Source organism: Streptomyces sp. NPDC012935 (genome assembly GCF_042900345.1).
Classification (GTDB): Bacteria; Actinomycetota; Actinomycetes; order Streptomycetales; family Streptomycetaceae; genus Streptomyces.
This window is the reverse complement of record NZ_JBIBBC010000010.1, coordinates 108,272-133,154: the sequence shown is the minus strand read 5'-3', so window position 1 is coordinate 133,154 and position 24,883 is coordinate 108,272. Positions and strand designations below refer to the sequence as shown.

General features: G+C 71.6%; 27 protein-coding genes and 1 riboswitch. Of the genes, 14 read left to right on the top strand and 13 right to left on the bottom strand.

Features of this window, described 5'->3' with window-relative positions; genetic code table 11:
• Positions 1–38 precede the first annotated feature (38 nt).
• Entirely contained in the window at positions 39–1,166 is a 1,128-nt protein-coding gene (locus ACFY5C_RS24250; protein ID WP_389447423.1) for an 8-amino-7-oxononanoate synthase, read from the top strand.
• Between the two features lie 82 nt (positions 1,167–1,248).
• Here ACFY5C_RS24250 and ACFY5C_RS24245 read toward each other — a convergent pair whose 3' ends face one another.
• Together ACFY5C_RS24245 and ACFY5C_RS24240 are read right to left on the bottom strand one after the other, a co-directional pair.
• Complete coding sequence (locus tag ACFY5C_RS24245; protein WP_389447421.1) at positions 1,249–1,476, bottom strand: DUF397 domain-containing protein; 228 nt, start codon at positions 1,474–1,476, stop codon at positions 1,249–1,251.
• A 9-nt stretch (positions 1,477–1,485) separates the two neighbouring features.
• Complete coding sequence (locus ACFY5C_RS24240) at positions 1,486–2,355, bottom strand: helix-turn-helix domain-containing protein (protein ID WP_389447419.1); 870 nt, start codon at positions 2,353–2,355, stop codon at positions 1,486–1,488.
• A gap of 213 nt (positions 2,356–2,568) precedes the next feature.
• Between ACFY5C_RS24240 and ACFY5C_RS24235 the strand changes: the two genes are divergently transcribed.
• Positions 2,569–3,027: an ATP-binding protein gene (locus ACFY5C_RS24235; protein ID WP_389447418.1), complete on the top strand. Its 459-nt coding sequence runs from the start codon at positions 2,569–2,571 to the stop codon at positions 3,025–3,027.
• Between the two features lie 12 nt (positions 3,028–3,039).
• Here ACFY5C_RS24235 and ACFY5C_RS24230 read toward each other — a convergent pair whose 3' ends face one another.
• Positions 3,040–3,954 (bottom strand): LysR family transcriptional regulator, encoded by a 915-nt coding sequence (locus ACFY5C_RS24230; protein ID WP_389447416.1) that lies wholly within the window; start codon positions 3,952–3,954, stop codon positions 3,040–3,042.
• A gap of 121 nt (positions 3,955–4,075) precedes the next feature.
• Between ACFY5C_RS24230 and ACFY5C_RS24225 the strand changes: the two genes are divergently transcribed.
• Positions 4,076–4,690, top strand: coding sequence for a LysE family translocator (locus tag ACFY5C_RS24225; protein ID WP_389447414.1), 615 nt, complete (start codon positions 4,076–4,078; stop codon positions 4,688–4,690).
• 65 nt (positions 4,691–4,755) lie between these two features.
• On the opposite strand, the gene ACFY5C_RS24220 is transcribed toward ACFY5C_RS24225, so the two are convergent.
• From ACFY5C_RS24220 to ACFY5C_RS24210, 3 genes are all read right to left on the bottom strand, one after another.
• A complete protein-coding gene (locus ACFY5C_RS24220; protein WP_389447412.1) occupies positions 4,756–5,229 on the bottom strand; it encodes a C40 family peptidase in 474 nt (157 codons plus the stop codon).
• A gap of 2 nt (positions 5,230–5,231) precedes the next feature.
• Positions 5,232–5,365: riboswitch (cyclic di-AMP (ydaO/yuaA leader) on the bottom strand.
• A 420-nt stretch (positions 5,366–5,785) separates the two neighbouring features.
• Positions 5,786–6,094: a hypothetical protein gene (locus ACFY5C_RS24215; RefSeq protein WP_369269637.1), complete on the bottom strand. Its 309-nt coding sequence runs from the start codon at positions 6,092–6,094 to the stop codon at positions 5,786–5,788.
• 7 nt (positions 6,095–6,101) lie between these two features.
• Positions 6,102–6,737 (bottom strand): ATP-dependent Clp protease proteolytic subunit, encoded by a 636-nt coding sequence (locus ACFY5C_RS24210; protein ID WP_389447410.1) that lies wholly within the window; start codon positions 6,735–6,737, stop codon positions 6,102–6,104.
• A 68-nt stretch (positions 6,738–6,805) separates the two neighbouring features.
• Between ACFY5C_RS24210 and ACFY5C_RS24205 the strand changes: the two genes are divergently transcribed.
• On the top strand, positions 6,806–7,093 hold the full coding sequence (locus tag ACFY5C_RS24205) for a type II toxin-antitoxin system Phd/YefM family antitoxin (protein ID WP_383599320.1): 288 nt from the start codon (positions 6,806–6,808) through the stop codon (positions 7,091–7,093).
• 130 nt (positions 7,094–7,223) lie between these two features.
• Here ACFY5C_RS24205 and ACFY5C_RS24200 read toward each other — a convergent pair whose 3' ends face one another.
• Entirely contained in the window at positions 7,224–8,240 is a 1,017-nt protein-coding gene (locus ACFY5C_RS24200) for an ABC transporter permease (protein WP_389447408.1), read from the bottom strand.
• Positions 8,241–8,346: 106 nt separating this feature from the next.
• Between ACFY5C_RS24200 and ACFY5C_RS24195 the strand changes: the two genes are divergently transcribed.
• The 7 genes from ACFY5C_RS24195 (at position 8,347) to ACFY5C_RS24165 (ending at position 13,728) form a co-directional block, all read left to right on the top strand.
• The gene (locus tag ACFY5C_RS24195; protein ID WP_389447406.1) at positions 8,347–8,994 is read left to right on the top strand and encodes a TetR/AcrR family transcriptional regulator; all 648 of its coding nucleotides are present in this window, start codon (positions 8,347–8,349) and stop codon (positions 8,992–8,994) included.
• Between the two features lie 116 nt (positions 8,995–9,110).
• On the top strand, positions 9,111–9,413 hold the full coding sequence (locus ACFY5C_RS24190) for an urease subunit gamma (protein ID WP_010988499.1): 303 nt from the start codon (positions 9,111–9,113) through the stop codon (positions 9,411–9,413).
• A gap of 10 nt (positions 9,414–9,423) precedes the next feature.
• A complete protein-coding gene (locus tag ACFY5C_RS24185; RefSeq protein ID WP_389447404.1) occupies positions 9,424–9,735 on the top strand; it encodes an urease subunit beta in 312 nt (103 codons plus the stop codon).
• Entirely contained in the window at positions 9,728–11,449 is a 1,722-nt protein-coding gene (locus tag ACFY5C_RS24180; protein ID WP_389447402.1) for an urease subunit alpha, read from the top strand. The genes ACFY5C_RS24185 and ACFY5C_RS24180 overlap by 8 nt, the downstream gene beginning before the upstream one ends.
• 19 nt (positions 11,450–11,468) lie before the next feature.
• The gene (locus ACFY5C_RS24175; RefSeq protein ID WP_389447400.1) at positions 11,469–12,143 is read left to right on the top strand and encodes an urease accessory protein UreF; all 675 of its coding nucleotides are present in this window, start codon (positions 11,469–11,471) and stop codon (positions 12,141–12,143) included.
• A 146-nt stretch (positions 12,144–12,289) separates the two neighbouring features.
• On the top strand, positions 12,290–12,967 hold the full coding sequence (gene ureG, locus ACFY5C_RS24170; protein ID WP_389447398.1) for an urease accessory protein UreG: 678 nt from the start codon (positions 12,290–12,292) through the stop codon (positions 12,965–12,967).
• A complete protein-coding gene (locus ACFY5C_RS24165) occupies positions 12,964–13,728 on the top strand; it encodes an urease accessory protein UreD (protein ID WP_389447396.1) in 765 nt (254 codons plus the stop codon). Before ureG ends, ACFY5C_RS24165 begins: the two co-directional genes overlap by 4 nt.
• Positions 13,729–13,744: 16 nt before the next feature.
• Here the strand turns inward: ACFY5C_RS24165 and ACFY5C_RS24160 are convergent, their stop codons facing one another.
• The 6 genes from ACFY5C_RS24160 to ACFY5C_RS24135 form a co-directional block, all read right to left on the bottom strand.
• Positions 13,745–14,485: a lysophospholipid acyltransferase family protein gene (locus ACFY5C_RS24160; RefSeq protein ID WP_389447394.1), complete on the bottom strand. Its 741-nt coding sequence runs from the start codon at positions 14,483–14,485 to the stop codon at positions 13,745–13,747.
• A gap of 322 nt (positions 14,486–14,807) precedes the next feature.
• Positions 14,808–16,040 carry a PP2C family protein-serine/threonine phosphatase gene (locus tag ACFY5C_RS24155; RefSeq protein ID WP_389447393.1) on the bottom strand — a complete coding sequence of 411 codons (1,233 nt, stop codon included), beginning with the start codon at positions 16,038–16,040 and terminating at the stop codon, positions 14,808–14,810.
• Positions 16,041–16,128: 88 nt separating this feature from the next.
• On the bottom strand, positions 16,129–18,585 hold the full coding sequence (locus ACFY5C_RS24150; RefSeq protein ID WP_389447391.1) for a SpoIIE family protein phosphatase: 2,457 nt from the start codon (positions 18,583–18,585) through the stop codon (positions 16,129–16,131).
• 621 nt (positions 18,586–19,206) lie between these two features.
• Positions 19,207–20,424, bottom strand: a complete 1,218-nt coding sequence (rocD, locus tag ACFY5C_RS24145) for an ornithine--oxo-acid transaminase (protein ID WP_389447389.1) — start codon at positions 20,422–20,424, stop codon at positions 19,207–19,209.
• On the bottom strand, positions 20,421–21,233 hold the full coding sequence (gene ddaH / locus ACFY5C_RS24140) for a dimethylargininase (RefSeq protein ID WP_389447387.1): 813 nt from the start codon (positions 21,231–21,233) through the stop codon (positions 20,421–20,423). Before ddaH ends, rocD begins: the two co-directional genes overlap by 4 nt.
• A gap of 153 nt (positions 21,234–21,386) precedes the next feature.
• Entirely contained in the window at positions 21,387–21,884 is a 498-nt protein-coding gene (locus ACFY5C_RS24135) for an Lrp/AsnC family transcriptional regulator (protein WP_389447385.1), read from the bottom strand.
• 89 nt (positions 21,885–21,973) lie between these two features.
• On the opposite strand from ACFY5C_RS24135, the gene ACFY5C_RS24130 reads away from it, so the two are divergent.
• From ACFY5C_RS24130 to ACFY5C_RS24120, 3 genes are read left to right on the top strand one after another with little or no spacing between them, the layout of a single operon-like run.
• Entirely contained in the window at positions 21,974–22,738 is a 765-nt protein-coding gene (locus tag ACFY5C_RS24130) for a LytR/AlgR family response regulator transcription factor (RefSeq protein WP_389447383.1), read from the top strand.
• 2 nt (positions 22,739–22,740) lie between these two features.
• Entirely contained in the window at positions 22,741–23,136 is a 396-nt protein-coding gene (locus ACFY5C_RS24125; RefSeq protein ID WP_389447381.1) for a hypothetical protein, read from the top strand.
• Between the two features lie 21 nt (positions 23,137–23,157).
• Entirely contained in the window at positions 23,158–24,870 is a 1,713-nt protein-coding gene (locus tag ACFY5C_RS24120) for a cation acetate symporter (RefSeq protein WP_389447379.1), read from the top strand.
• Positions 24,871–24,883 lie beyond the last annotated feature (13 nt).

The window sequence follows — 24,883 nt, the reverse complement described above, 5'->3', positions numbered from 1 at the left end:
TAGTGTCTGTCCACTGCCTACAAAAGCCCGGAGGAGTCATGGCGTTCGGCTGGATCGACGAGCAGGCGGAGCTGCGCCGCCGCGCCGGGCTCGTGCGGACCCTGCGCCCCCGCCCCGCCGAATCGCCGCTTCTCGACCTCGCGAGCAACGACTACCTGGGCCTGGCTCGCCACTCCGAGGTCACCGAGGGCGCGGCGCGGGCCGCACGGGCATGGGGCGGCGGTGCGACCGGTTCCCGGCTCGTGACCGGCACGACCGAGCTGCACAGCGAGCTGGAGCGCGAGCTGGCCGACTTCTGCGGCGTCGAGGCGGCCCTGGTCTTCTCGTCCGGCTACGCGGCCAACCTCGCCGCGGTCACCGCGCTCGCGCCGCACGGCTCGCTGATCGTCTCCGACGCCGGCAACCACGCCTCGCTGATCGACGGCTGCCGGCTGGCGCGCGGTACGACGCAGGTCGTGGCGCACTCCGAACCGGATGCCGTGCGCAAGGCGCTCCAGACGCACGACGGGCCCGCCGTCGTCGTGTCCGACACCGTCTTCTCGGTCGACGGCGACGCGGCCCCGCTGGCCCGGTTCGCCGAAGCGTGCCGGGAACACGGCGCCGGGCTGGTCGTCGACGACGCCCACGGTCTGGGCGTGCTCGGCGACGGCGGCCGCGGCGCCCCGCACGCGGCGGGGCTCGCGGGCGCCGACGACGTCGTCGTCACGGTCACGCTGTCCAAGTCGCTGGGCAGCCAGGGCGGCGCCGTGCTCGGCCCCGCCCGGGTGATCGACCACCTGGTGAACGCGGCCCGGACCTTCATCTTCGATACGGGCCTCGCCCCCGCGGCGGCGGGCGCGGCCCTGGCGGCACTGAGACTGCTGCGCCGCGAGCCGGAGCGCGCGGCACGGGCCCGCGAGGTGGCGAGCGAACTGCACGCACGCCTGACCGCGGCGGGCCATCAAGCCGTACGGCCGGACGCGGCGGTCGTCTCCGTGCGCGCGCCGTCCCCGGAGGGGGCCGTGCGCTGGGCGGCCGAGTGCCGTGCGGCAGGCCTGGCCGTGGGCTGTTTCCGACCCCCTTCCGTCCCCGACGGCATCTCACGGCTGAGGCTGACCGCCCGCGCGGACCTCTCCGAGGGGCAGATCGAACGCGCTGTACGGGTCATCGGCGAGACACGACCATGAGTCGGCGTGACACGGCCCTGCCGTCGCGCCCGGCGGAACCGATCGAAAATGATCGGAATCGGTCAGGCTGATCGGGAAATTCTCAGGACTGGAACGCCGCCGTGAAGCCCGCCCAGCTCTCGGGGGAGAAGAGCAGTGCGGGTCCGGCCGGGTCCTTGGAGTCGCGCACGGCGAGCAGTCCGGTCCAGGGACCCGAGTGCGGCCGTGCCGTCTCGACGCAGTTGTTGGCTCCGGTGCTGTAGCTGCTGCGCAGCCACCGTGCACCAGGCAGTTCGGTGCTTGAACTCACCTTCCGAGGCAGAGCGGTCATGGTGCCTCCTTACGCGCCGCCAGCCAGGGCGGCGATGTAATCCATCGATTCCTCGGGCGAAAGGGCGTGGATCCGAAGGGCGTTGAAGGCCTCCGTGTAGGCCTGGAGGTCTTCTTTCCGTTCGAGGTAGAGGCTACTCGTCAAGTGGTCGAGAACAACCACATCCAGATCAGAAGTGCGCGAAAATGAGAAGATAACGAAAGGCCCGGTGATGCCGATATGCTCGCCGGCCGCGAACGGCAGGACCTGCAGCCTGACTTGCGGCAGTCGCGCCGCCTCCATCAGCCGCCTCAACTGCCGCTCCATCACCTCGGGCCCGCCGATCTCCCGGCGCAGCACCGCCTCGTCGAGCACGGCGCTCAGCTCCAGCGGCGGCTCGGCGCGCAGCACGTCCTGCCTGGCCAGACGGACCGCGACCAGCGCGTCCAGACGTTCGTCGGCGTCGTCGTCGAGCCCGCCCACCGCGGCCCGGGTCACCGCACGGGCGTACTCCGGCGTCTGCAGCAGCCCGGGCACCACGGAGGTCTCCAGGGTGCGCATCGCGCTCGCCTGGGACTCCAGGCTGATGAAGTCGCGGTACGTCGGCGGCAGCACGCCGCGGTACGCGTGCCACCAGTGATCCCGGCCGCCGCCCTCGTCCGAGCCCGCCAACACCACCAGCAACTGACGTAGTTGGGCATCCTGAACGCCGTAGACGTCGAGCAGTAACCGCACATCGGCCGGTTTCACCCCGCTGGCGCCCGTCTCGATCCGGCTCACCTTGGACTGGTGCCAGCCCACCAGCCGGGCCGCCTCACCACTGGTGAGCCCCGCCCCGGTGCGCAACGCACGCAGTTCCGCGCCCAGTTTCCGGCGGCGCACCGCGGGACCGTGCTGCATGGGCAACTCCTTACTCCAACCGAGCCGCCCAAATACGGTCTGCCGTCGCAGAGTTCACCGCTTCGAGCGACAGATATATGCATATCTCGGGGGATCGGCACCGTCACGGCCCTGGTAATGGCAGTCTGGCGACGAAGCACCAGTCCGGGACCGTACTCGAACCCTCCGCTCCGTGTCGGACTGCGGTCCCGTTGGGAAAGGGACGACATCGCCATGGCAGACCATTTGGAAGCATCCGTCACTCTGCCGAGCGATCCCGCCTCGGTCTCCGCGGCCCGGACCTATGTGGTCACCACCCTCGCGGAGTGGGGACTGCCACCGGACACTGAAGTGGCCGACACCATCCGCCTGATCGTCTCGGAACTCACCACCAACGCCGTACAGCACACCCTCGGCCAGTCACCCACCTTCACGGTGGAGCTCGTGCTCGACCGTGACGAACACCTGCGCATCGGGGTCACCGACAGCCACCCGCGTTTCCCCAAGCGGCTGCCCGCAGCCGTCCAGCAGGACAATGGCCGTGGCCTGGTCATCATCCGCTGGCTGACCGCGGAATGCGGCGGCAAGCTGAGAGTGCGCCCGACGCGCGAAGGCGGCAAGACCATCTCCATCGAACTGCCGTGGACGGTGCCCGCGGAACCCGTGCCGACCGCAGGACCTCAGGAACCGTAGCCGAGAGCCCCCTCAGGGCTGCCGCGACCGGCCGAACGTGGCGCGCAGCAGAGCCCGGAAGGCGTCCGCGGCGGGAGCCGCCTCCTCGCTGCGGAAGGCGACGGAGATCGTACGGCGCAGCTGTGCGCCCTCCAGCGCGCGTACACCGACCGGTGTGACCGACGTACGCGCCACCATCTCCGGTACGACCGCGACGCCGAGCCCCGCACTGGCGAGCGCGCACACCAGGAGATACCCCGGCGTCGGCACCAGCACCGAGGGCAGGGCCCCCGCCCGGGCCAGCACCGCCTCCACGCCCCGCCGGGCCGGAGCGTCCGGCGCCATGCTGATCAGCGGCTGCCCGGCGAGCTCGGCCAGCGGCAGCCGTGCGGTCCCGCTGGTGAGGGCGTGGCCCGGTGCGGACACCAGGACCAGCTCCTCCACGAGGATCGGCTCGACGGCGACCGAGGACGCGAGCGGGACCGGGTCGCCCGGCTCGTAGGCGTGCGTCAGAGCCAGATCCACCTCCCCGGCCGCCACGGCGGCGACGCCGGCCGAGGGTTCGTAGTCGGCGACCGTCAGCTCCACCTCCGGATGGGCCCGCCGGAACGCGCTGAGGGCCGGTGGCAGCAGATGGATGCCCGCGGTCTGGAAGGTGCCGAGCCGGAGCGTGCCGCCCGACAGGCCGGTCAGCCGGGCCAGCTCGTGCCGTGCCCGATCGAGCTCGTCGAGCACCCGCCGTGCCCGCGCCACCAGCAGCTCGCCCGCACCCGTCAGCCGCGCCCCGCGGTGGTGCCGTACCAGAAGGGCGGTACCCGCCTCGCGCTCCAGCTTGGCCAGCTGCTGGGAGAGCGCGGGGGTGGTGTAGCCGAGCCGCTCGGCCGCCCGGGTGATCGAACCCGCCTCGGCGACCGCCACCAGGGCGGCGAGCCTGGTCGGGTCGTACATGCGGGGCTCCTCATCCGTCCGGGCTCGTCTGTCCGAGCTCGCCAGCCTAAACCAATGCTTTAGGCTGATCCAGAATATTGGAAATACCTGCTGAAGGCTTCCGCGCGGCACGCTGGGGGCCATGGACGCTCAGCTCATCGCCTTCACCGGGGTCTCCGCCGGCCTCGTCGCCATGCCCGGAGCCGACTTCACCGTCGTCGTGCGCAACGCCCTCGTCTCGCGCCGGGCCGGCATCGCCTGCGCGCTGGGGATCGGGGCCGGGCTGCTGGTGCACGTGGCACTGGCGGTGCTGGGGGTCGCCGCGGTCCTGGCCGCCGTACCGGCGCTCTTCCGTGCGCTCCAAATGGTCGGCGGGCTCTATGTGTTGTATCTGGGCGTCCAGACCCTGCGGCAGCGGCGCAGTGAAGTGGCGGACACGCGCGAGGACTCCACCGGGCGACCGCTGCGGCAGGGCTTCGTCACCAACGCCCTCAACCCGAAGGCGTCCCTCACCTTCCTCAGCGTGCTGCCCCAGTTCGTGCCCGCGGGCGCTCCCGCGCTGCCCAGGACGCTGCTGCTCGCCCTGATCGTGCTCGCGATCGCGCTGGTGTGGTTCCAGGTGGTCGCCCTGCTGGTCGACCGGCTCGGGCGGTGGCTGCGCCGGCCGCGCGTCGCCCGGGCGGTCACGACCGTCACCGGCGTCGCGTTGACGGCCTTCGGCGTCGGGCTCCTCGCCGGCCCTCTGACGGCCCTCTGACGGCCCTTCTCGTGCCCCGAGGGCGATGACGGCGTGTCAGGCCGCCGCCATCGCCCCGGGGTGGGTCACTTGACCCGGCCGTACCAGACGCTCCTGGTCCAGATCTTCTGCAGCTTTACGACGTCCCCGCTCTTGGGGGAGTGCCAGATCCTTCCCTTCCCGGCGTAGATGCCGACGTGGTAGACGTACGACCCCGAGTGGAAGAACACCAGGTCTCCGGCCTTGCGGCTCTTGGCGGAGATGTGGCGGGTCTTGTTGTACTGCTGGGCCGCCGTGCGGGGCAGTTTCTTGCCCGCCTTCTTGAACGAATACAGCGTCAGCCCGGAGCAGTCGAACCGGCTCGGCCCCGTGGCGCCCCACTTGTACGGGGAGCCCTTCTTGGAGGCCGCGACCTGAAGTGCCTTCGTCGCCGGTGTGGCCGCCTCTGCTTCGGACGTGAAGCCGGGCGCCACTATCGAGCCGCCCACGGCGGCGATGGTGAGAGCCGAGGCCGTACCGGCCCGGGCCATGAGCGACGGGACACGATTGAGCGCAGTCATGCGCAACCCTTCGTCAGCCGCCTGAGAAGGATGACCTGTCGGATTCGGGCTGGCGAAGTTGCCCGGCCGCGTGGTCGCGGCTTCACCCCAAGGGCTGCTCGGTTCGAACGAACGTCCGCTCCGGCGACCCGTCTTGCTCGGGTCCTCCACTCCTGCCGATCCACTCCTGTCGACCGGTCGTCCGGGCGGCGGCAGGACTCGGCGTCCGCCCGGACCGCCCCGCCGCTGTGGCGGGGGCTTGTCGTCAGTCAGGGATCTTGACGCACGGATGAGCGAAATACCCAACGGAACCGGGGATTTGTGGTGTTAGTCACCACTCACCCGTTCGGGTGGGTACCCGCGTGTTCGAGAGGGTGTCCAGGGGGCGAAGGAGTCCCGGACCAGCGGTGGAGTGCCTCGTTCCGCCCTGGACTCATGCCCGGTGCGCAACCCTGACGGGCCCGCAAAAGGAGTCATGGCTACGCCGATTGGGGGTACGCCGTTTGGTCCGTTTCAGCCTTGTGCCGGACGCCTCGTCGGTGGGATCGAGACGCCCGGGGCCGGCCCGTACGCGTCGTCAACTGTCGGAGCGTGGCGGCACCGTGACACGAGCCGTGCGGCGCTCCCCGTCCAGCACGCGCAGCGCACGCGCGAGCGTGGGGGCGTGCAGCTCCGTCTCGCCCCGCTGATGCATCAGCGCCAGCGCGTCCCGCAGCTCGGCCGCCTTGCGGACGAGCGCCTGGGCGGCACGCAGTCCGCGGTAGGTGTCGCCGTCCTGCGCCGGGTTGATCCGGCCGAGCAGGTCCACCACATCGAGATAACGGTCGATCAACTCGCCCTCCGCACGGGTCAGCGCGGGCAGGGGCGGCAACTCGGGTGGCAGCACCGGTCGATCACCGCCCCGTGGGTGGCGCGAGGGTCGCCCTGCGACTCGGGATGATCCGGTCCACCAGCCCGTACTCCAGCGCCTCCTGGGCGCCCAGGATCTTGTCCCGCTCGATGTCCTGCGTCACCTGCTCGCGGCTGCGTCCGGTGTGCCGGGCGAGCATCTCCTCCAGGCGGGTCCGAATCCGCGTCAGTTCGTCGGCCTGGATGGCCAGATCGCTGGCCTGGCCCTCGATCGGCTCTGGCAGCCCCGGCTGATGGATCACCACACGGGCCCCCGGCAGTGCGAACCGCTTCCCCGGCGTGCCCGCGGCGAGCAGCACCGCACCGGACGCGCCGGCCTGGCCCAGGCAGATCGTCTCCACGTCGCAGGTGACGTACTGCATCGTGTCGTAGATCGCCGACATGGAGCTGAACGAGCCGCCCGGCGAATTGATGTAGAGCGAGATGTCCTGGTCGGGGTCCTTGTGCTCCAGATACATGAACTGGGCCATCACGTCGTTCGCCGAGGTGTCGTCGATCTGTGTGCCGAGAAAGACGATCCGCTCCTCCAGCAGTTTCGAGTACGGATCCTGCGTCCTGAGGCCTGAACTCGTGCGCTCGGTGAACTCGGGCAGTACATAGCGGGCGGACGGTCGGGTCATGACTCACGCTCCCTAGCCGGGGTGCCTGTAAAAAATGTACAGGACGTACATGACGTAATGTAGGGAGCATGGCCTACGAGATTCCGGTGACGCAAGCCAGGGCTGAGCTCGCCGAACTGATCAATCGCGTGGTGTACGGCGGTGAGCGCGTCGTCGTGACGCGCCACGGAAAGCCCCTCGTCGCCCTTGTCTCCGCCTCTGACCTCGAACGACTGGAGAAGCTCGGGGAGCCGGCGGAGCTCACCGAGGAGCAGGTGATCAGCGCGGTCTCCAGCGTCCGCGAGGTCGGATCCGCTCCCCGCGAACGACAGCGCTTCGGGATCGCCGCGGAGCATCGGGGGTCGAGCCCCTCGTAGGGCCGCTGCCCGTCCGGGCGCCGGGCCGGCTTTCGGTCCTCCGTCCGCCACGCCCTGGAACGACAGGACCGTGCACCCCCGTCCGCTACAGCGGGGGTGCACGGTCGGTTCGGTGTGTCCGGGCGGTTGCTCAGCCGACGGGGGCGAGTTCCCTCTCGGCCGCGGGCCCGGTTCGGGACGTGCGGGACCTCAGGGCGTTCCCGAGCAGTACGGTGCCCAGGCCCAGCGCGGCCCACCAGGTCAGCGTCATGGCGGGGCCGATCGCCGCCGCGCCGTCGAAGAAGGACACCGAGCGCAGCAGGGTCGTGCCCGCGCCCGGCGGGAGCCACTGACCGATGACGCCGGCCGGCTCGGGCAGCATCTGCGGCGCCGAGGCCGCCCCGGAGAAGGGGTTGCCGAGGAACATCACCAGGAACGACACGATGCCGATGCCCGCGTTGCCGATCAGGGCGGCGAGCCCCGCGACGGCCGAGCTCACGGCCAGTGTCGTCAGCGCGAACACCCCCGCCTCCGCCCACCAGTCGCCGGTGAGGATCCCCAGCCAGCTGTGCGCGAGCGCGGCCGCGACCACGCCGATCAGGACGGCGGCACCGGTCAGGGCGCTCACGGCGCGGATGCCGCGCAGTCCGAGCAGGGTCACTGCGGCGCCCGCCGCCATACCGGCCAGGGCGAGCGGCAGGACGCTCGCGCCGAGAGCCGCACCGCGCGGGTCGTTCCCGGGTGTGGGGACGACGTCGACCGTCTTGACCTGGGTGCCCCCGGCCGCGGCCTGCTGGGTCACCGCCTGCTGGAGCAGCTGGGCGACGGCCGGGCTCGCGGCCGACGCGGTCAGCAGCTCGGGGCCCTGCGGGGTCACGACGACCGCGCCGTATACGGTCCGGTCCTCGAGCGCGTCCCGGGCGGCGGCCGCGTCGGCGTAGCGGTGGATCTCGAACGCACCCTCGTGCCGCCCGAGTTGCTTCTCCACCTGGGCCGTGGCGGCGGCCGGTCCGGCCACCCCGAGCGGCAGGTCGCGTGGAGCGGTTCGGGCCGCGGGCCAGGCGAAGGCCCACAGGGCGAGGGCGGCGAGGACGGGGACGAGGACGACGACCGCGATCAGGCGCCGGGGCGCGGCGGACGTGGGCGGCGTAGCGGACGGGGTGGGCATGGAGTCTCCCGGCTAAAAAGAAGGATCGTTCGTTTTTGATGACGCTCCCACCGTCCTGCTGATGCCGCTCCTTGTCAAGAAGGAATGTTCGTTTTACTTTGGGACCATGGCCCGCGTATCCCAGGAACACCTCGACGCCCGCCGCCGGCAGATCCTCGACGGCGCCGCGATCTGCTTCGCCCGCAACGGCTTCCACGCCACGTCCATGCAGGACGTGCTGAAGGAGGTCGACCTCTCGGCAGGGGCGGTGTACCGCTACTTCAGCGGCAAGGAGGCGCTGATCGGCGCGATCGTCGCCGAGGTGCTCGGGTCGGTGCGGGCGGCCTTCGAGGAGGCGGCGCGGCGGAGCCCGCCCCCGCCGCCGGACGAACTGGTCGCCTCGGTCCTCGGCAGGACGCTCGCCGCCCGCGAGTCCCTGGTCGTCGACGGCAGGCCCGCGTTTCCGCGGCTGGTCATCCAGGTGTGGACGGAGACACTGCGCAACGAGGAACTGGCGGCGATCCTGCGGGAGGGCTACGGCTCGGTGCGCACGGCGTGGGCGCGGATCGTCGAGGGCTACCAGGAGGCCGGGATGATGCCTGCCGACGCGGAGCCGGACCATGTGGCCCGCACGATGATCGCCGCGGTGCTGGGATTCATCGCCCAGCAGTCCCTCTTCGGGCCTGCCCCGGTCGACGTACTCCGGGAAGGACTGCGGGCGCTGATGAGCATGCGGGACGACCAGGGAGCGACCGAGGGATCACAGCTTGGTTAACGTGCCCGAAACTCGGTCCAACTAGCCTGCCGATCCACGCCACCTGGCACTTTGCCCCGTGGCGGCTGCGGCAACCGGACCCCGCACGGTCCGGAGCGAGGACTGTGAGGTGGGACGTGCAACTGACCCCGCACGAGCAAGAGCGGCTGCTCATCCACGTGGCGGCCGACGTCGCCGAGAAGCGCCGGGCCCGCGGGCTGAAGCTCAACCACCCCGAGGCGGTCGCGCTCATCACGTCGCACATCCTCGAGGGCGCCCGCGACGGCCGCACGGTCGCGGAGCTCATGTCCTCGGGGCGCAAGCTGCTCACGCGGGACGACGTCATGGAGGGCATCCCCGAGATGATCCACGACGTCCAGGTCGAGGCGACCTTCCCGGACGGCACCAAGCTCGTCACCGTCCACGACCCGATCGTGTGAGGGGGCCTCGATGATCCCCGGAGAGATCCTGTTCGCCGACGGCCCGATCGCATACAACGAGGGCCGTGAGGTCACCCGGCTGACCGTCCTCAACGCCGCCGACCGGCCGGTCCAGGTCGGCTCCCACTACCACTTCGCCGAGGCCAACCCCGGTCTGGACTTCGACCGCGACGCCGCCCGTGGCAAGCGGCTCAACGTCGCCGCCGGCACCGCCGTGCGCTTCGAGCCCGGTATCCCCGTCGACGTCGAACTCGTCCCGCTGACCGGCGCCCGCGTGGTGCCCGGCCTGCGCGGGGAGACCGGAGGTGCCCTCGATGCCTGAGATCTCGCGTGCCGCGTACGCCGACCTGTTCGGCCCGACCGCCGGTGACCGCATCCGGCTCGCCGACACCGATCTGCTGATCGAGATCGATCAGGACCGCTCCGGCGGTCCCGGACTCGCCGGTGACGAGGCGGTGTTCGGCGGCGGCAAGGTCATCCGCGAGTCGATGGGCCAGTCGCGGGCCACGCGCGCGGAGGGCACGCCCGACACGGTCATCACGGGCGTCGTGATCATCGACCACTGGGGCATCGTCAAGGCCGACGTCGGCATCCGCGACGGCCGGATCACCGGCATCGGCAAGGCGGGCAACCCCGACACGATGGACGGGGTGCACCCGGACCTCGTCATCGGCCCCGAGACGGAGATCATCGCCGGCAACGGGCGGATCCTCACCGCCGGCGCCATCGACGCGCACGTCCACTTCATCTGCCCGCAGATCGCCGACGAGGCGCTCGCCTCGGGCATCACCACCCTCATCGGCGGCGGCACCGGACCCGCCGAGGGCTCCAAGGCGACCACCGTGACCCCCGGCCCCTGGCATCTGGCCCGGATGCTGGAGGCGATGGAGGGCCACCCCGTCAACTTCGGTTTGCTGGGCAAGGGCAACACCGTCTCCCACGCGGCGATGCTGTCCCAGATCCGCGGCGGCGCGCTCGGCCTCAAACTGCACGAGGACTGGGGCACCACCCCGGCCGTCATCGACGCCTCGCTGACCGTCGCCGACCAGACCGGCATCCAGGTCGCCATCCACACGGACACGCTGAACGAGGCAGGCTTCGTCGGTGACACCCTGGCCGCCATCGCCGGCCGGGGCATCCACGCCTACCACACCGAGGGCGCGGGCGGCGGGCATGCGCCGGACATCATGACCGTCGTCTCCGAGCCGCACGTGCTGCCGAGCTCGACGAACCCGACGCGCCCGTTCACCGTCAACACCGCCGAGGAACACCTCGACATGCTGATGGTGTGCCACCACCTCAACCCCGCGGTGCCGGAGGACCTCGCCTTCGCCGAGTCGCGGATCCGGCCGTCGACCATCGGGGCGGAGGACATACTGCACGACCTCGGCGCGATCTCGATCATCTCGTCCGACTCGCAGGCCATGGGGCGGGTGGGTGAGGTCGTCATGCGGACCTGGCAGACCGCCCATGTGATGAAGCGGCGGCGGGGCGCGCTGCCGGGGGACGGGCAGGCCGACAACCTGCGGGTGCGGCGGTACGTGGCCAAGTACACGATCAACCCCGCGCTCGCGCAGGGCCTCGACCGCGAGATCGGCTCCGTGGAGACCGGCAAGCTCGCCGACCTGGTGCTGTGGGAGCCGGCGTTCTTCGGGGTCAAGCCCCAACTCGTCATCAAGGGCGGACAGATCGCGTACGCGCAGATGGGCGACGCCAACGCCTCCATTCCGACGCCGCAGCCGATCCTGCCCCGTCCGATGTTCGGCGCGATCGGCCGGGCACCGGCGTCGAACTCGGTCAACTTCGTCGCCCCGCTCGCGATCGAGGACGGGCTGCCGGAGCGGCTTCAGCTCGGTAAGCGGTTCGTTGCCATCGAGTCGACGCGTGGGGTCACCAAGGCCGACATGCGGGAGAACGACGCTCGGCCCGAGGTGCGGGTCGATCCCGACAGCTTCGCCGTGCACATCGACGGGGAGCTGGTGGAGGCCACGGCCGCCGCCGAACTGCCCATGGCTCAGCGGTACTTCCTGTTCTGAGGGCTGGGGGCTGGTTCTGATGTCACGAGCTGCACTCCTCGTCCTCGCCGACGGTCGCTTTCCCGCCGGGGGCCACGCGCACTCCGGCGGGGCCGAGGCGGCCGTCAAGGCGGGGCGGATCACCGGGGCCGCGAGCCTGGAGGACTTCTGCCGGGGGCGGTTGCACACGGCCGGCCTGGTCGCCGGCTCGCTCGCCGCGGCCGCTGCGCTCGGAGGCGATGCGGTGGCCCTCGACGCGGCGGCCGACGCGCGTACGCCTTCGCCCGCCTTGCGGCTCGCCGCCCGGAAGCTGGGCCGGCAGTTGATGCGGGCCGCTCGGGCCACGTGGCCGTCCGGGGAGCTGGACGAGCTGGCTCGGCGGTTTCCCAAAGGAGCACATCAGCCGGTCGTGCTGGGGGTTGCGGCTCGGGCCGCGGGGTTGGGGGCCGGGGAGGCGGCTTACTGCGCGGCATACGAGTGTGTGAGTGGGCCGGCGAGTGCCACGGTCCGGTTGCTGAGTCTTGATCCCTTTGACGCCACGGGCGTGCTGGCTCGGTTGGCGCCGGAGGTGGACCTGGTGGTGGATCGGGCCGTGGAGGCGGGGCGGGGTGTTGTCGACGGCGGAGTCGATGAGTTGCCTGCGGTTTCTGCTCCGCTGTTGGAGGTCGGGGCGGAGGTGCATGCGGCTTGGGGTGTGCGGTTGTTTGCGTCCTGAGTGATTTCGCCCCCGCCGCCCCTACCCTTCCCGTCCCTGGGGGCTGCCGCCCCCAGACCCCCGCTTCGGCCCTGAACGGGCCTCGTCCTCAAACGCCGGACGGGCTGGAATGCCTGGACCGCCAGCTCAAAACAAAGGAGCCGCTCATGCACCTCGACCACTCCCACCACGGCCCCCGCGCCGTCAGTGCCGACGCCCGCCGTCCCGACGGGTCGCGTCGTGCCCTGCGGATCGGGCTCGGTGGGCCCGTGGGGTCCGGTAAGACGGCCACGGTTGCCGCGCTGTGCGGTGCTCTGCGGGACGAGCTGTCCTTGGCCGTTGTCACGAACGACATCTACACACGCGAGGATGCCGAGTTTCTGTTGCGGGAGGCCGTGTTGCCGCCCGAACGGATCACGGCCGTGGAGACGGGGGCCTGTCCGCACACCGCGATCCGGGACGACATCTCCGCGAACCTCGAAGCCGTCGAGGACCTGGAGGACGCGGTCGGGCCGCTTCAGCTCATTCTCGTGGAGTCCGGTGGGGACAACCTCACCGCCACCTTCTCCAAGGGGCTCGTCGACGCGCAAATCTTCGTGATCGACGTCGCCGGTGGGGACGACATCCCGCGCAAGGGCGGGCCGGGGGTGACGACCGCCGATCTGCTCGTCGTCAACAAGACCGACCTCGCGCCGTACGTCGGCTCCGACCTGGCGCGGATGGCGGCCGACGCCAAGGCGCAGCGGGCCGAACTGCCGGTCGTGTTCCAGTCGCTGAGGAGCGAGCCCGGAGTCAAGGACGTCGCCGACTGGGTGCGGGCTCAGCTCGTGGCGTGGACGGCATGACGACCACCGTCGCCGGGGTGCGGGCACGGGCACGGATCGTGGCCCGGGACGACGGGCGGGGCGGCACGTCGCTGCCCGTGCTCGACGGTGACGGGCCGCTGGCGCTGAGGCGGACGCGGGGGAGCGGTGCCGAGGCGCGGGTGGTGCTCGTGGGGGCGATGAGCGGGCCGCTGGGTGGTGATCAGTTCGCCATCGAGGCTGACGTGGAGGCCGGTGCCCGGCTGCGCGTCGGGTCGGCGGCGGCCACCATCGCGCTGCCGGGGCAGAGCAAGGGCGAGGCCCGTTACGAGGTACGGCTGTCCGTGGCCGACGGGGGTGAACTGCACTGGCTGCCCGAGCAGTTGATCTCCGCCGGGGGCAGCGATCTGCAGGTGACCACCCGCGTCGAAGTCGGTGCCACCGGGCGGCTCGTGCTGCGTGAGGAGCAGGTGCTCGGGCGGGTGGGGGAGGCGCCCGGGCGGCTCGGGAGCCGGATCCGGGTGGGGGTTGCGGGGCGGGTCGTCCTTGATCAGGAGCTGGCCTGCGGGCCCGGTGCGCCGGGTGGCTGGGACGGGCCCGCAGGGCTCGGCGGGTTTCGGGCAGTCGGGCAACTCGTCGTCGTACGGCCCGAATTCGCGGAGGCTCCGGTGCCGGCACGGGTGCTGGCGGAGAACGCCGCTGTCATGCCCCTCGCCGGGCCCGCCGTCCTGGTGAGCGCCGTGGCGGCGGACGCGTTGCGGCTGCGCCGACTGCTCGACGAGGCCCTCGACCTGCTCGGCTGAGTCCCCCGGGGGCGCGTCAGCTTATGGGCAGCCGCGGCAGCTTGCGCTCCTTCCCGGCCTTGGCCTGAGCCTTGGCTGCGGCTTCCTGCTCCGCTTTCGCGACGGCCGCGTACTGGTCGACGTACTCCTGCTCGGACAGCGCCAGGATCGCGTACATGATCTCGTCGGTCACGGCGCGCAGGATCGCCTTCTCGTTCTCCATGCCCTCGTAACGGGAGAAGTCGAGGGGCTCGCCGAAGCGGATCTTCACCGGGTGGACGTTCGGGATGACCTTGCCGGGGGGCTGCGCCTCGAAGGTGCCGATCATCGCGCAGGGGATGACCGGGACACGAGCCTTGAGCGCCATCACCGCGACCCCGACCTTGCCCTTGTAGAGCCGGCCGTCGTGCGAGCGGGTGCCCTCCGGGTAGATGCCGAGGAGTTCGTCCTTGCTCAGGACCCCCAGTCCCTCGCGGATCGCGGCCTGGCCCGCCTCCTTGCCGGTGCGGTCGACCGGGATCTGGCCGGCGCTGCGGAAGAAGGCCGCGGTCAGACGGCCCTTGAGGCCGGGGCCTGTGAAGTACTCCTTCTTCGCGAGGAAGGTGATGCGCCGCTTGAGTATCGCCGGCATCAGGAAGTGGTCGGAGAACGACAGGTGGTTTCCCGCGACGATGGCCGCACCCGTGGCCGGTACATGTTCGAGGCCCTCTATTCGGGGCCGGAAGACCAGTCTCAGCAGAGGTCCCAACAACACGTATTTCAGTACGTAGTAGAACAAGGGGGCGCTCCTCACTCCGGCGGATCAGCTTGGGCCGCCGCGTTCTGGCAGGTCACCCAGCGTGCCGTGGGGCTGTCAGTGTAGGCGCAGGGGTGACAGGCCGGAACCGGGCCGGGACGGGCGGATGCCGACCGGCAGAGACCGTTCTGAGTGGATGTCAGGTAGTTGGCGGGCGGCGGCGTTTGCGGATGGGGAGGACCGCCGGACCAGCCTGGTGTCCGGGGTCGGCGTGCGGCAACTCGATGGCGGTGTTTGGCGTGATCACGCTTGCCGCGTGGCAGGTGGGCCGCCCTTGCGGGGAGCCGTCGGGTCTGCTCGTCCATCACAGCCGCACAATGATCAGCGCCGTGTCGTCCGTCGCGCCCCCCGGCGGCAGCAGCTCCAGGAGAACGGAGTCGGCGAGGGCCTCGGGGTCGGACGTGCGATGGCGCACGAGCGCGTCGGCGAGACGGGCCAGGCCCGTGTCGATGTCCTCGCGGCGGCGCTCGATCAGGCCGTCGGTGTACAGCGCGAGCGTGGCGCCCTCGGCGTAGGTGGTGACCGCCTGCGGTCTCGGCTGCGGGTCGGGGCGGGCGTCCAGCGGCGGATCCGTGGCCAGGTCCAGGAACTCCACCCTGCCGTCGGCGTGCACCAGCGCCGGCGGCGGGTGGCCGGCGCTGCTGTACGTGATGGTGCGGGCGTCGAAGTCGATGAACGTCGCGACCGCGGTGGCCGACTCGGCGCCGTCCACGACATGGGCGTACCGCCCCAGCACGTCGAGTGCCTGCGCCGGGCCGTCGGCGACCCGGGAGGTGGCGCTGAGCGCGCTGCGCAGCTGGCCCATCACACCGGCTGCTGCGAGGCCGTGGCCGACCACGTCACCCACGGACACGCCGATGCGGTTGCCGCCGACCAGGTCGATCAGGTCGTACCAGTCGCCGCACACGTTCAGGGCGCCCACCGCGGGCCGGTAGCGCACGGCGGCCCGGTGATTGCCCACCTGCCGGCGGGCGGGCAGCATCGCCTCCTGCAGGGCCAGGGCCACCTCGCGCTCGCGGGCGTGGGACTGCCGCAGCCGTTCGTTGACCTCCTGCAGCTCCCGGGCGCGGGTGTACAGCTCGGCCTCCAGGACTCGCGCCCGGCTGTCACCGCTGGTGCCGCCGCGCATGCGGATGAGCGCGGTGACCTCCTCGACCCGGTGCGCGACCAACGCCACCTGTCCGTCGGGGCCGAAGACGGGCGCGTTGATCGGGCTCCAGTAGCGCTCCTCCCAGTGGCCGGGCATGGCGGCGTCCTCCACGTCGTAGCGCTGCAGCGCCATCGTGTCGCGCTCGCCGGTCGTCACCACACGCATCATCGACGCCTGGACGTCGCGCATGCCGGTGGCGGCGGGGTCGTTGGGGTTCTCGGGGAAGACGTCGAAGATGTACCGGCCCACCAGCTCCGCGCGGCTGCGCCCGGACAGGCGCTGGAAGTCCTCGTTGGCGTCGGCGTAGACCAACTCCGGGGTCAGCAGGGCCACCATTCCGGGCAGGCTCTGGAACACCGCCTCGTAGTCGATCGCCTTTTCGTTCATGGCTCCCGCCTCACCACCGGGATCAGATCAGTTTCCCATGCTGTGCGTCGTATGTACCGATGTACTACATGTGCTGTGATTCGTCTCTTCAGGGCGACGGATCCGTCAGGGACTGCTCGGCCCAGATGATCTTCCCGTCGGGAACGAAGCGGGTGCCCCAGCGCTCTGTGACCTGGGAGACCAGGAGCAGCCCGCGGCCGCCCTCGTCGGTGGTGCGCGGATGGCGCAGATGCGGGGCCGTGGCGCCGCCGTCGAAGACCTCGCAGACCAGCGCGCGCTCCTTGATCAGACGCAGCCGGATGGGGCCGTCGGAGTAGCGGATCGCGTTGGTGACCAGCTCGCTGACGACCAGCTCCGTCGTGAAGATCAGTTCCTCCAGGCCCCAATCCGCCAGCATCCGGGAGGCCGTCTTGCGGGCGTCCGCGACCGCGGCGGGGTCGGAGGGCAGGTCCCAGTCGGCGACCTGCTCGGAGCCCAGGAGCCGGGTGCGAGCCATCAGCAGGGCCACGTCGTCATGCGGGCGGTCCGGCGTCAGGGCGTCGACCACGGTCCGGCACTGCACTTCGATCGAGGGCGCGCGCTGCTCAAGCGCCTCGCGCAGCCGGTCCCGGTCGGCGTCCACGGCCCAGTCGTCCCCGTGGGCCAGCAGCCCGTCGGTGTGCAGCGCGAGCGTGCTGCCCTCCGCCAGTGCCAGCTCGACCGACTCGAAGGGGGGACCGCCCACGCCCAGCGGCGGGCCCTGCGGGAGATCGACGAAGGCCACGCCGCCGTCGGGCATGACGACGGCGGGCGCCGGATGGCCCGCGGCCGCCATCGTGCACTGCCCGTCGACCGGGTCGTAGACGACGTACACACACCCCGACCCCACGGACTGGGCGACGGCCTCCTCCTCGTCCATGTGGACGCCCTCTTCCCTGGCCGACCTGACGACCAGGTCGTCGAGATGTGCCAGCACCTCCTCGGGCGGCAGATCCAGCAGGGCGAGGGTCCGTACCGCGGTCCGTAGCCGCCCCATCGCCGCGGCGGCGTCGATGCCGTGGCCCGGCACTTCGCCCACGACGAGGGCGACGCGAGCGCCGGACAGCGGGATCACGTCGTACCAGTCGCCGCCGAGGCCGGTCAGCTCGTCGGCCGGCCGGTAGCAGGCGGACACCTCCAGCGCGTCCTGCTCGGGCAGGACGTGCGGCAGCAGGCTGCGCTGCAGGACCAGCGCCGCGTCGCGCTCGCGGGTGTAGCGCCGGGCGTTGTCGACGCAGACGGCCGCCCGTGAGACGAGGTCCTCGGCCAGGTTCAGGTCGTCCTCCTCGAAGGCCTCCTGACGGTGGCGCCGGAAGAAGGAGGTGACTCCCAGCGTGACGCCCCGCGCGCGGATCGGCACGATCATCACGCTGTGCAGGCCCAGTTCGAGGAAGATGGCGGCCTCTCCGCCGCGCGCGTGCTCGGCCCATGCCTCACCGAGCGGATCGAGCCTCTCCGCGCGCCAGGACGTGGCCGTCCTGAGGGAGCGGATGGGCGGGGACCCCGCCGGGTAGGCGACCAGGTCGCCGATGCCCACGACGGCCTCCGGCACTCGCTCGGTGGCCGAACGATGTCCCGCGCGGCGCAGCGTCACCGGCTCCGTGTCGCGAAACGGCCCGGCCGCGGGCTCGCCGCCCCGGAGCACCGACTCCAGAAGGTCCACGGTGACGAGGTCGGCCAGGCCCGGTACGGCCACGTCCGCCAGCTCCTGGGCGGTGCGGTTGATGTCCAGGGTCCGGCCGATCCGCTCGCCGGCCCGGTCGAGCAGCGCCAGGCGCTGGCGGGCCCGGTGCCGGTCGGAGATGTCCTCCACCGTGTAGTACACGCCCATGGGGTGCCCGTGGCCGTCGTCGAGCCGGGTGAACGACATCATGTGCGCGGTCTCGCGCAGCGGCTGGGAGCGGGCGTGGCCCACGTGCTCGTAGCCGACGATCGGTTCGCCGGTCGTCAGGGCATGGCGCATCTGCGCCTCGATGGACTCGGAGTCCAGTCCGGGCTGTATGTCGGCGAGCCGCAGCCCGAGCCGGCGGCTGGGCGGGCCGCCCCCGTACTGGGCGAGTGCGTCGTTCGACCAGACGTAGCGCAGATCCGTGTCGACGATCGCTATCCCGACGGGGGAGCGGGCGACCATCTGCTCCAGCACGGCCCGGCTCATGTCCCAGCCGGGTGCCTCGTCCAGCTCCGACAGCAGGGCGAGCCACCGCGAGGAGCCCTCGGTGTCGAGGGCCGCGGTGATCCGCACCATGATCCCGACAGTCCGCCCGTCCTCGTGCAGGCCGGTCAGCAGCCCCACCCATCCGCCGTCCGCTCGGCACCGCTCCATCACCTCCGGCACCCGCGCCGCGTCCTCGGCACTCAGCAGCTCGGCGACGTTCCGCCCGACGGCCTCGTCGGCCCCGTACGCCAGCAGCCGCTGTGCCTCCCTGGTCCACCCCGTCACCCGACCCTGCGCATCGAGCAGCACAGGCGCGGCGTCCGCCACGTCGAACCACTGCCGGGCAGCGCCCCGCTCCTCGTGTGTGCCCACGGCCGACCTCTCTGTCGCTTAGAGCGGTCTACCACCTCTTGTCCCCATCTTCACCCTTCCGGTGGGCGTTGCCTCTTTGCGGGGGCCGGGTGGGGGCGAGGTGGAGCCGGTTGGCGGGAGTCGCGTTTGACGCCGGTGCCGGGCGCACTCGCGTGGCGGGGCCTCTGGGGCGGAGGCTTCGGGGGTTCGACCGGCATGCCGTCAGCCTGGCCTTCGCGTCGGGGACCGGGCCGGCGGGCTGGGCTGTTTCAGTTCGTTCTCCGGCGTTTGCGGGGCCAGGTGCGGGGGTGGAGCCGGTTGGTGGGGGTTGCGTCCGGTGCCGGCTGCTGGGCGTGCTCGCGTGGCGGGGTCCTTGGCCGGGGCTGCGGCGGCGAGGCCGGGATGCAGGCAGCCCGGCGCCCGCGTCGGGGGCCGGGCCGTCGGGCTGGGGTGTTTCAGTTCGTTCTCGCGCGTTTGCGGGGCCGGGCGCGTGGGGGTGGAGCCGGTTGGTGGGGGTTGCGTCCGGCGTCGCTGCTGGGCGTGCTCGCGTGGCGGGGTCCTTGGCCGGGGCTGCGGCGGCGAGGCCGGGATGCCGACAGCCCGGCTCCCGCGTCGGGAAGCGGGCCGTCGGGCCGGGTCGGGTTACTTCAGTACCTTCTCCAGCGTTCCCAGCGCTGCCACCAGCTCCTCCGCCGTGATCGTCAGGGGCGGGGCCAGACGGATCGTGGAGCCGTGGGTGTCCTTGACCAGGATGCCCTCGCGCATGAGGCGCTCGCCGATCTCCCGGCCCGTGCCGAACGCCGGGTCGATGTCGACGCCCGCCCACAGGCCCCGCGCACGGAAGCCGACGACGCCCTTGCCGACCAGGTCCGACAGGCCGCTGCGCAGGATGGCGCCCAGCTCGGCGGCCCGGCGCTGGAACTCGCCCGTCTCCAGGAGCCCGACCACGGCCGTGCCGACCGCGGCGGCCAGCGGGTTGCCGCCGAACGTGGAGCCGTGCTCGCCCGGCCGCAGGACGCCGAGTACGTCACGGCGGGCCACCACGGCGGACACCGGCACGATGCCGCCGCCCAGGGCCTTGCCCAGCAGCACCATGTCCGGGACGACGCCCTCGTGCTCGACGGCGAGCGTACGGCCCGTGCGGCCGAGGCCCGACTGGATCTCGTCCGCGATGAACAGGCAGCCCTTGCGCCGGGTCAGCTCGCGCACGCCGGCCAGGTAGCCCGAATCAGGGATGAGGACGCCCGCCTCGCCCTGGATCGGCTCCAGCAGCACCGCCGCCGTCGTCTCGTCGACCGCCGCCTCCAGCGCCGCCAGGTCGTTGTACGGCACGACCCGGAAACCCGGCGTGAACGGGCCGAAGCCCTGCCGCGCGGTCTCGTCCGTGGAGAACGACACGATCGTCGTCGTACGGCCGTGGAAGTTGTCCGCCGCGACCACGATCGTCGCCTGGTCGGCCGGGACGCCCTTCACCTCGTACGCCCACTTGCGGGCCACCTTGATGCCGCTCTCCACAGCCTCGGCGCCGGTGTTCATCGGCAGGACCATGTCCAGGCCCGTCAACTGGGCCAGGCGCTCGGCGAACTCGGCGAGCCTGTCGTTGTGGAAGGCACGCGAGGTGAGCGTCAGGCGGTCGAGCTGGGCGTGCGCCGCCTCGACCAGCGCGGGATGGCGGTGGCCGAAGTTCAGCGCCGAGTAGCCGGCCAGCATGTCCAGGTAGCGGCGGCCCTCCACGTCCTCCACCCAGGTGCCCTCGGCACGCGCGACGACCACGGGCAGCGGATGGTAGTTGTGCGCCAGGACCGGCTCCTCGGCGCGGATCAGATCGGCGGACGAACGGGTCTGCGCGGGCGCGGTCATGAGCGGATCTCCTGGGTGCAGCACTTGATGCCGCCGCCGGCCTTGCGGAACTCCGACAGGTCGACGGGGACGGGGACATAGCCGCGCTCGTCCAGCCGGGCAGCGAGGGCCTCGGCCTGCGGCGCGATGAAGACGTGACGGCCGTCGGACACGGAGTTCAGGCCGAACGCGGTGGCGTCGTCGCGGGTGGCGAGCACCGCATCCGGATACAGCCGCGCGAGCACCTCACGACTGCCGGGCGAGAACGCCTCCGGGTAGTAGGCGATGTTGTCGTCGTCGAGCACGAACAGCGCCGTGTCGAGGTGGTAGAAGTACGGGTCCACCAGCGTCAGGCTGATCACCGGGTGGCCGAAGAACTCCTGCACCTCGCGGTGCGCCTCACGCGTGGTACGGAATCCGGTGCCGGCGAGCACATAGCGGCCCGTCCACACCAGGTCGCCCTCGCCCTCGCAGACGGACTCGGGCCGGTACACGTCGAAGCCCGCCGTCTTGAACCACGTGTCGTAGTGCGTGGACTCGGGGCGGCGCTCGCTGGCGTGGAAGAGGGAGCCGAAGACGCGGCCGCCGACGACGACGGCCGAGTTCGCGGCGAAGACCATGTCGGGCAGACCGGGGACCGGCTCTACGACGTCCACGTCGTGGCCGTGGGAGCGGTAGGCACGGATCAGCGACTGCCACTGCCCATGAGCCAGATCGACGTCGACGCGGACGTCGGGCTGCATCCAGGGGTTGATCGCGTACTGCACGGCGAAGTGTCTGGGTTCGCAGACGAGGAAGCGCCGCCGGCGCGGCACACGGGTATCGGTCACAGAGGGGTTCCTCCGCTTCCTGCGGTGTCGATGAGGATTGACACCAAGGTAAGAAGGCACCCCGACGAGCGACAAGCAACGAAAATTGCGTGTCCACGCAGGAATGCTGCGTATTTGGCCGAGCTGGCGCACGCCTGCTGCGCGGCCCCGGGATCAGGCGCCTTCCTCCGGAGGGGCGAGGCCCGCGGCGCCCGCTTCCGGACTCTCCGGGAGGAGGTGGGACAGCACCATCACGCTGATCGTCTTGCGGATGAACGGCTCGACACGGATGCGCTCCAGCACCTCCTCGAAGTGCTCCACGTCCCGCGCCCGCACATGCAGCAGGGCGTCCGCGCCCCCGGTCACCGTCATCGCCGCCGTGATCTCCGGATGGTTGCGCACCACCTCCGCGAGCCGCCGCGGCGGGGCCGCGCCCTCGCAGTACACCTCGACGTACGCCTCCGTACGCCAGCCCAGCGCCGACGGCTGGACCGTGGCCGAGAAGCCGGTGATCACGCCCGTGTCGCGCAGCCGGTCCACGCGCCGCTTGACCGCCGTCGCGGACAGTCCGACGCTCGTGCCGATCTCGGCGAAGCTCTTCCTGGCGTTCGCCATGAGGGCGGTGATGATCTTCCGGTCGAGTTCGTCGAAGGAGGCCGCGCCGCTGTTCATGAGGGCACTGTAAGCGGCCCGCCACCCAGCGCGAACGTCCCGCCGGAGCACATGTCCAAGCGTGCGAATTGCTCCTACACTCCGGGTTCATGCTGCGCGCCCTGGCTGTCGACGACGAACGCCCCTCGCTGGAGGAGCTGCTCTACCTGCTCAACGCCGACCCCCGCATCGGCAGCGCGGAGGGCGCCGGCGACGCGACCGAGGCGCTGCGCCGCATCAACCGCGCCCTGGAGTCGGGGCCGGGCGGGCCGGAGGCGATCGACGTCGTCTTCCTCGACATCAACATGCCCGGCCTGGACGGTCTGGACCTGGCCCGGCTGCTCACCGGGTTCGCCAAGCCACCGCTGGTCGTGTTCGTCACCGCCCACGAGGACTTCGCCGTCCAGGCCTTCGACCTCAAGGCCGTCGACTACGTCCTCAAACCCGTCCGCAAGGAGCGGCTCGCCGAGGCGGTCCGCCGGGCGGTCGAACTGCGCGCCGCCGAGCTCCGCGACGCCGCGCCCCGCATACCCGTGAGCGAGCCCGACCCCGACCACATACCCGTGGAACTCGGCGGCGTGACCCGGTTCGTCGCCGTCGAGGACATCACCCACGTCGAGGCCCAGGGCGACTACGCCCGGCTGCACACCGACAAGGGCAGCCACCTGGTCCGCATCCCGCTGTCCACCCTGGAGGAGCGCTGGCGCTCCCGCGGCTTCGTCCGCATCCACCGCCGCCACCTCGTCGCCCTGCGCCACATCGGCGAACTCCGCCTGGACGCGGGCACCGTCAGCGTCATGGTGGGCTCCGAGGAACTACAGGTCAGCCGACGGCACACGCGCGAGCTGCGCGACCTGCTGATGAGGAGGCCGTGACGATGCCGCAGAACCCCGCCGAACGCCGCGTCGTGGTCACCGGCCCGCCCCGGCAGACCCTCCCCCACGCTCGGCTTCGCTCGCGCGGGCGGTACCCCCACGTCTCCGGCTACTACCGGCCCCGCACCGAGATCGACGAGCAGACCACCCTCGGCCACACCTACGTCCGCTCCCTGATGCGCACCCAACTGCGCACCGCCCTCGCGGTGTTCGCCGTCCTCGGCCTGCTCATCGGCCCGCTGCCCCTGCTCTTCGCGGCGATGCCGGACGCCCGCCCCCTGGTCTGGGCGATCCTCGGCTTCGGCCTCTACGCCCCGCTGGTCCTGCTCGCCCGCTGGTTCGTGCGCCGAGCGGAGCGCAACGAACGGGACTTCGTACGGCTCGTCGAAGACCGCTGAGCCAGAGGAACCAACAGGGTCGTGAACTCCAGCTACGCCGTCCCCGCCGTCGCCCTCGTCGTCCTCGCGACCGTCCTCGTCGGCGCCTTCGGCCTGCGCATCTCCCGCACCACCTCCGACTTCTACGTCGCCTCCCGCACCGTCGGCCCCCGCCTCAACGCCGCCGCGATCAGCGGCGAGTACCTCTCCGCCGCCTCGTTCCTCGGCATCGCGGGCCTGGTCCTCGTACAGGGCCCCGACATGCTCTGGTACCCGGTCGGCTACACCGCCGGCTACCTGGTCCTGCTGCTGTTCGTCGCGGCCCCGCTGCGCCGCTCCGGCGCCTACACCCTCCCCGACTTCGCCGAGGCGCGCCTCTCCTCGCAGGCCGTACGGCGGCTCGCGGGCGCCTTCGTCGTCGGCACCGGCTGGCTGTATCTGCTGCCCCAACTCCAGGGCGCCGGACTGACGCTGACCGTGCTCACGGGCGCGCCCGACTGGCTCGGCGGAGTGATCGTCGCGGTCGTCGTGGTCGCCATCGTCGCCGCCGGCGGCATGCGCAGCATCACCTTCGTGCAGGCCTTCCAGTACTGGCTCAAACTCACCGCCCTGCTCGTCCCCGCGCTCTTCCTGATCCTCGCCTGGCAGGGCGACGGCGCCCCCCGCCACGCCTTCGACGAACCGGCGACCTTCCGCGAACAGAGCGTCGTCCGCGTCGACGACACCGTCGACCTGAAGCTCGACAGCGCGTTGACACTCACCGTGAACGGCACGGTCGACGGCCGCACGCACGAGGACCAGAAGGTCCGGCTCCCGGCCGGCACCCACCACATCGAGGCCGGCACCCGACTGACCTTCGACAAGGGCGCCCCCGTTCCCGACCCCGACCGCGGCGGCAGCGGCAGCCTGTCGCCCTCGCAGGCCGAGAGCCGCGGCGAACGCCCGCTGTACGCCACGTACGGGCTGATCCTCGCCACCTTCCTCGGCACCATGGGCCTGCCGCACGTCGTCGTCCGCTTCTACACCAGCCCGCACGGCGTCGCCGCCCGCCGCACCACCGTCGCCGTGCTGGGCCTGATCGGCGCCTTCTACCTCCTGCCCCCGGTCTACGGCGCCCTCGGCCGCCTCTACGCCCCCGAGCTCACCCTCTCCGGCGACGCGGACGCCGCCGTGCTGCTGCTGCCCGAGCGGATGATCGGCGGCCTCGGCGGTGACCTGCTCGGCGCGCTGGTCGCGGGCGGCGCCTTCGCCGCGTTCCTGTCGACGGCGTCGGGCCTGACCATGGCCGTCGCGGGCGTGCTCACCCAGGACGTCCTCCCGTCGCGCGGCGTACGCCACTTCCGGCTCGGCACCGTCCTCGCCATGGCCGTCCCGCTCGCCGCGAGCGCCCTGGTCGGCGGGCTCCCCGTCGCCGACGCGGTGGGCCTCGCGTTCGCCGTGTCGGCGTCCTCGTTCTGCCCGCTGCTCGTCCTCGGGATCTGGTGGCGACGGCTGACCCCGCCCGGCGCGGCCGCCGGGATGCTGGTGGGCGGCGGTTCCGCACTGCTGGCCGTCGCGGCGACGATGGCCGGCTTCCCCGGCTCCGGAGCCCTGCACGCGCTGCTCGCCTGGCCCGCGCTCTGGTCGGTGCCGCTGGGCTTCCTCACGATGGTGCTGGTCTCCCTGGCCACGCCGAGCCGGGTGCCGGCCGGGACGGCGGCGATCCTGGCCCGGTTCCATCTGCCGGAGGAACTGCGGGCGGAGGTGAAGGCATGACGTGTCCCATCGC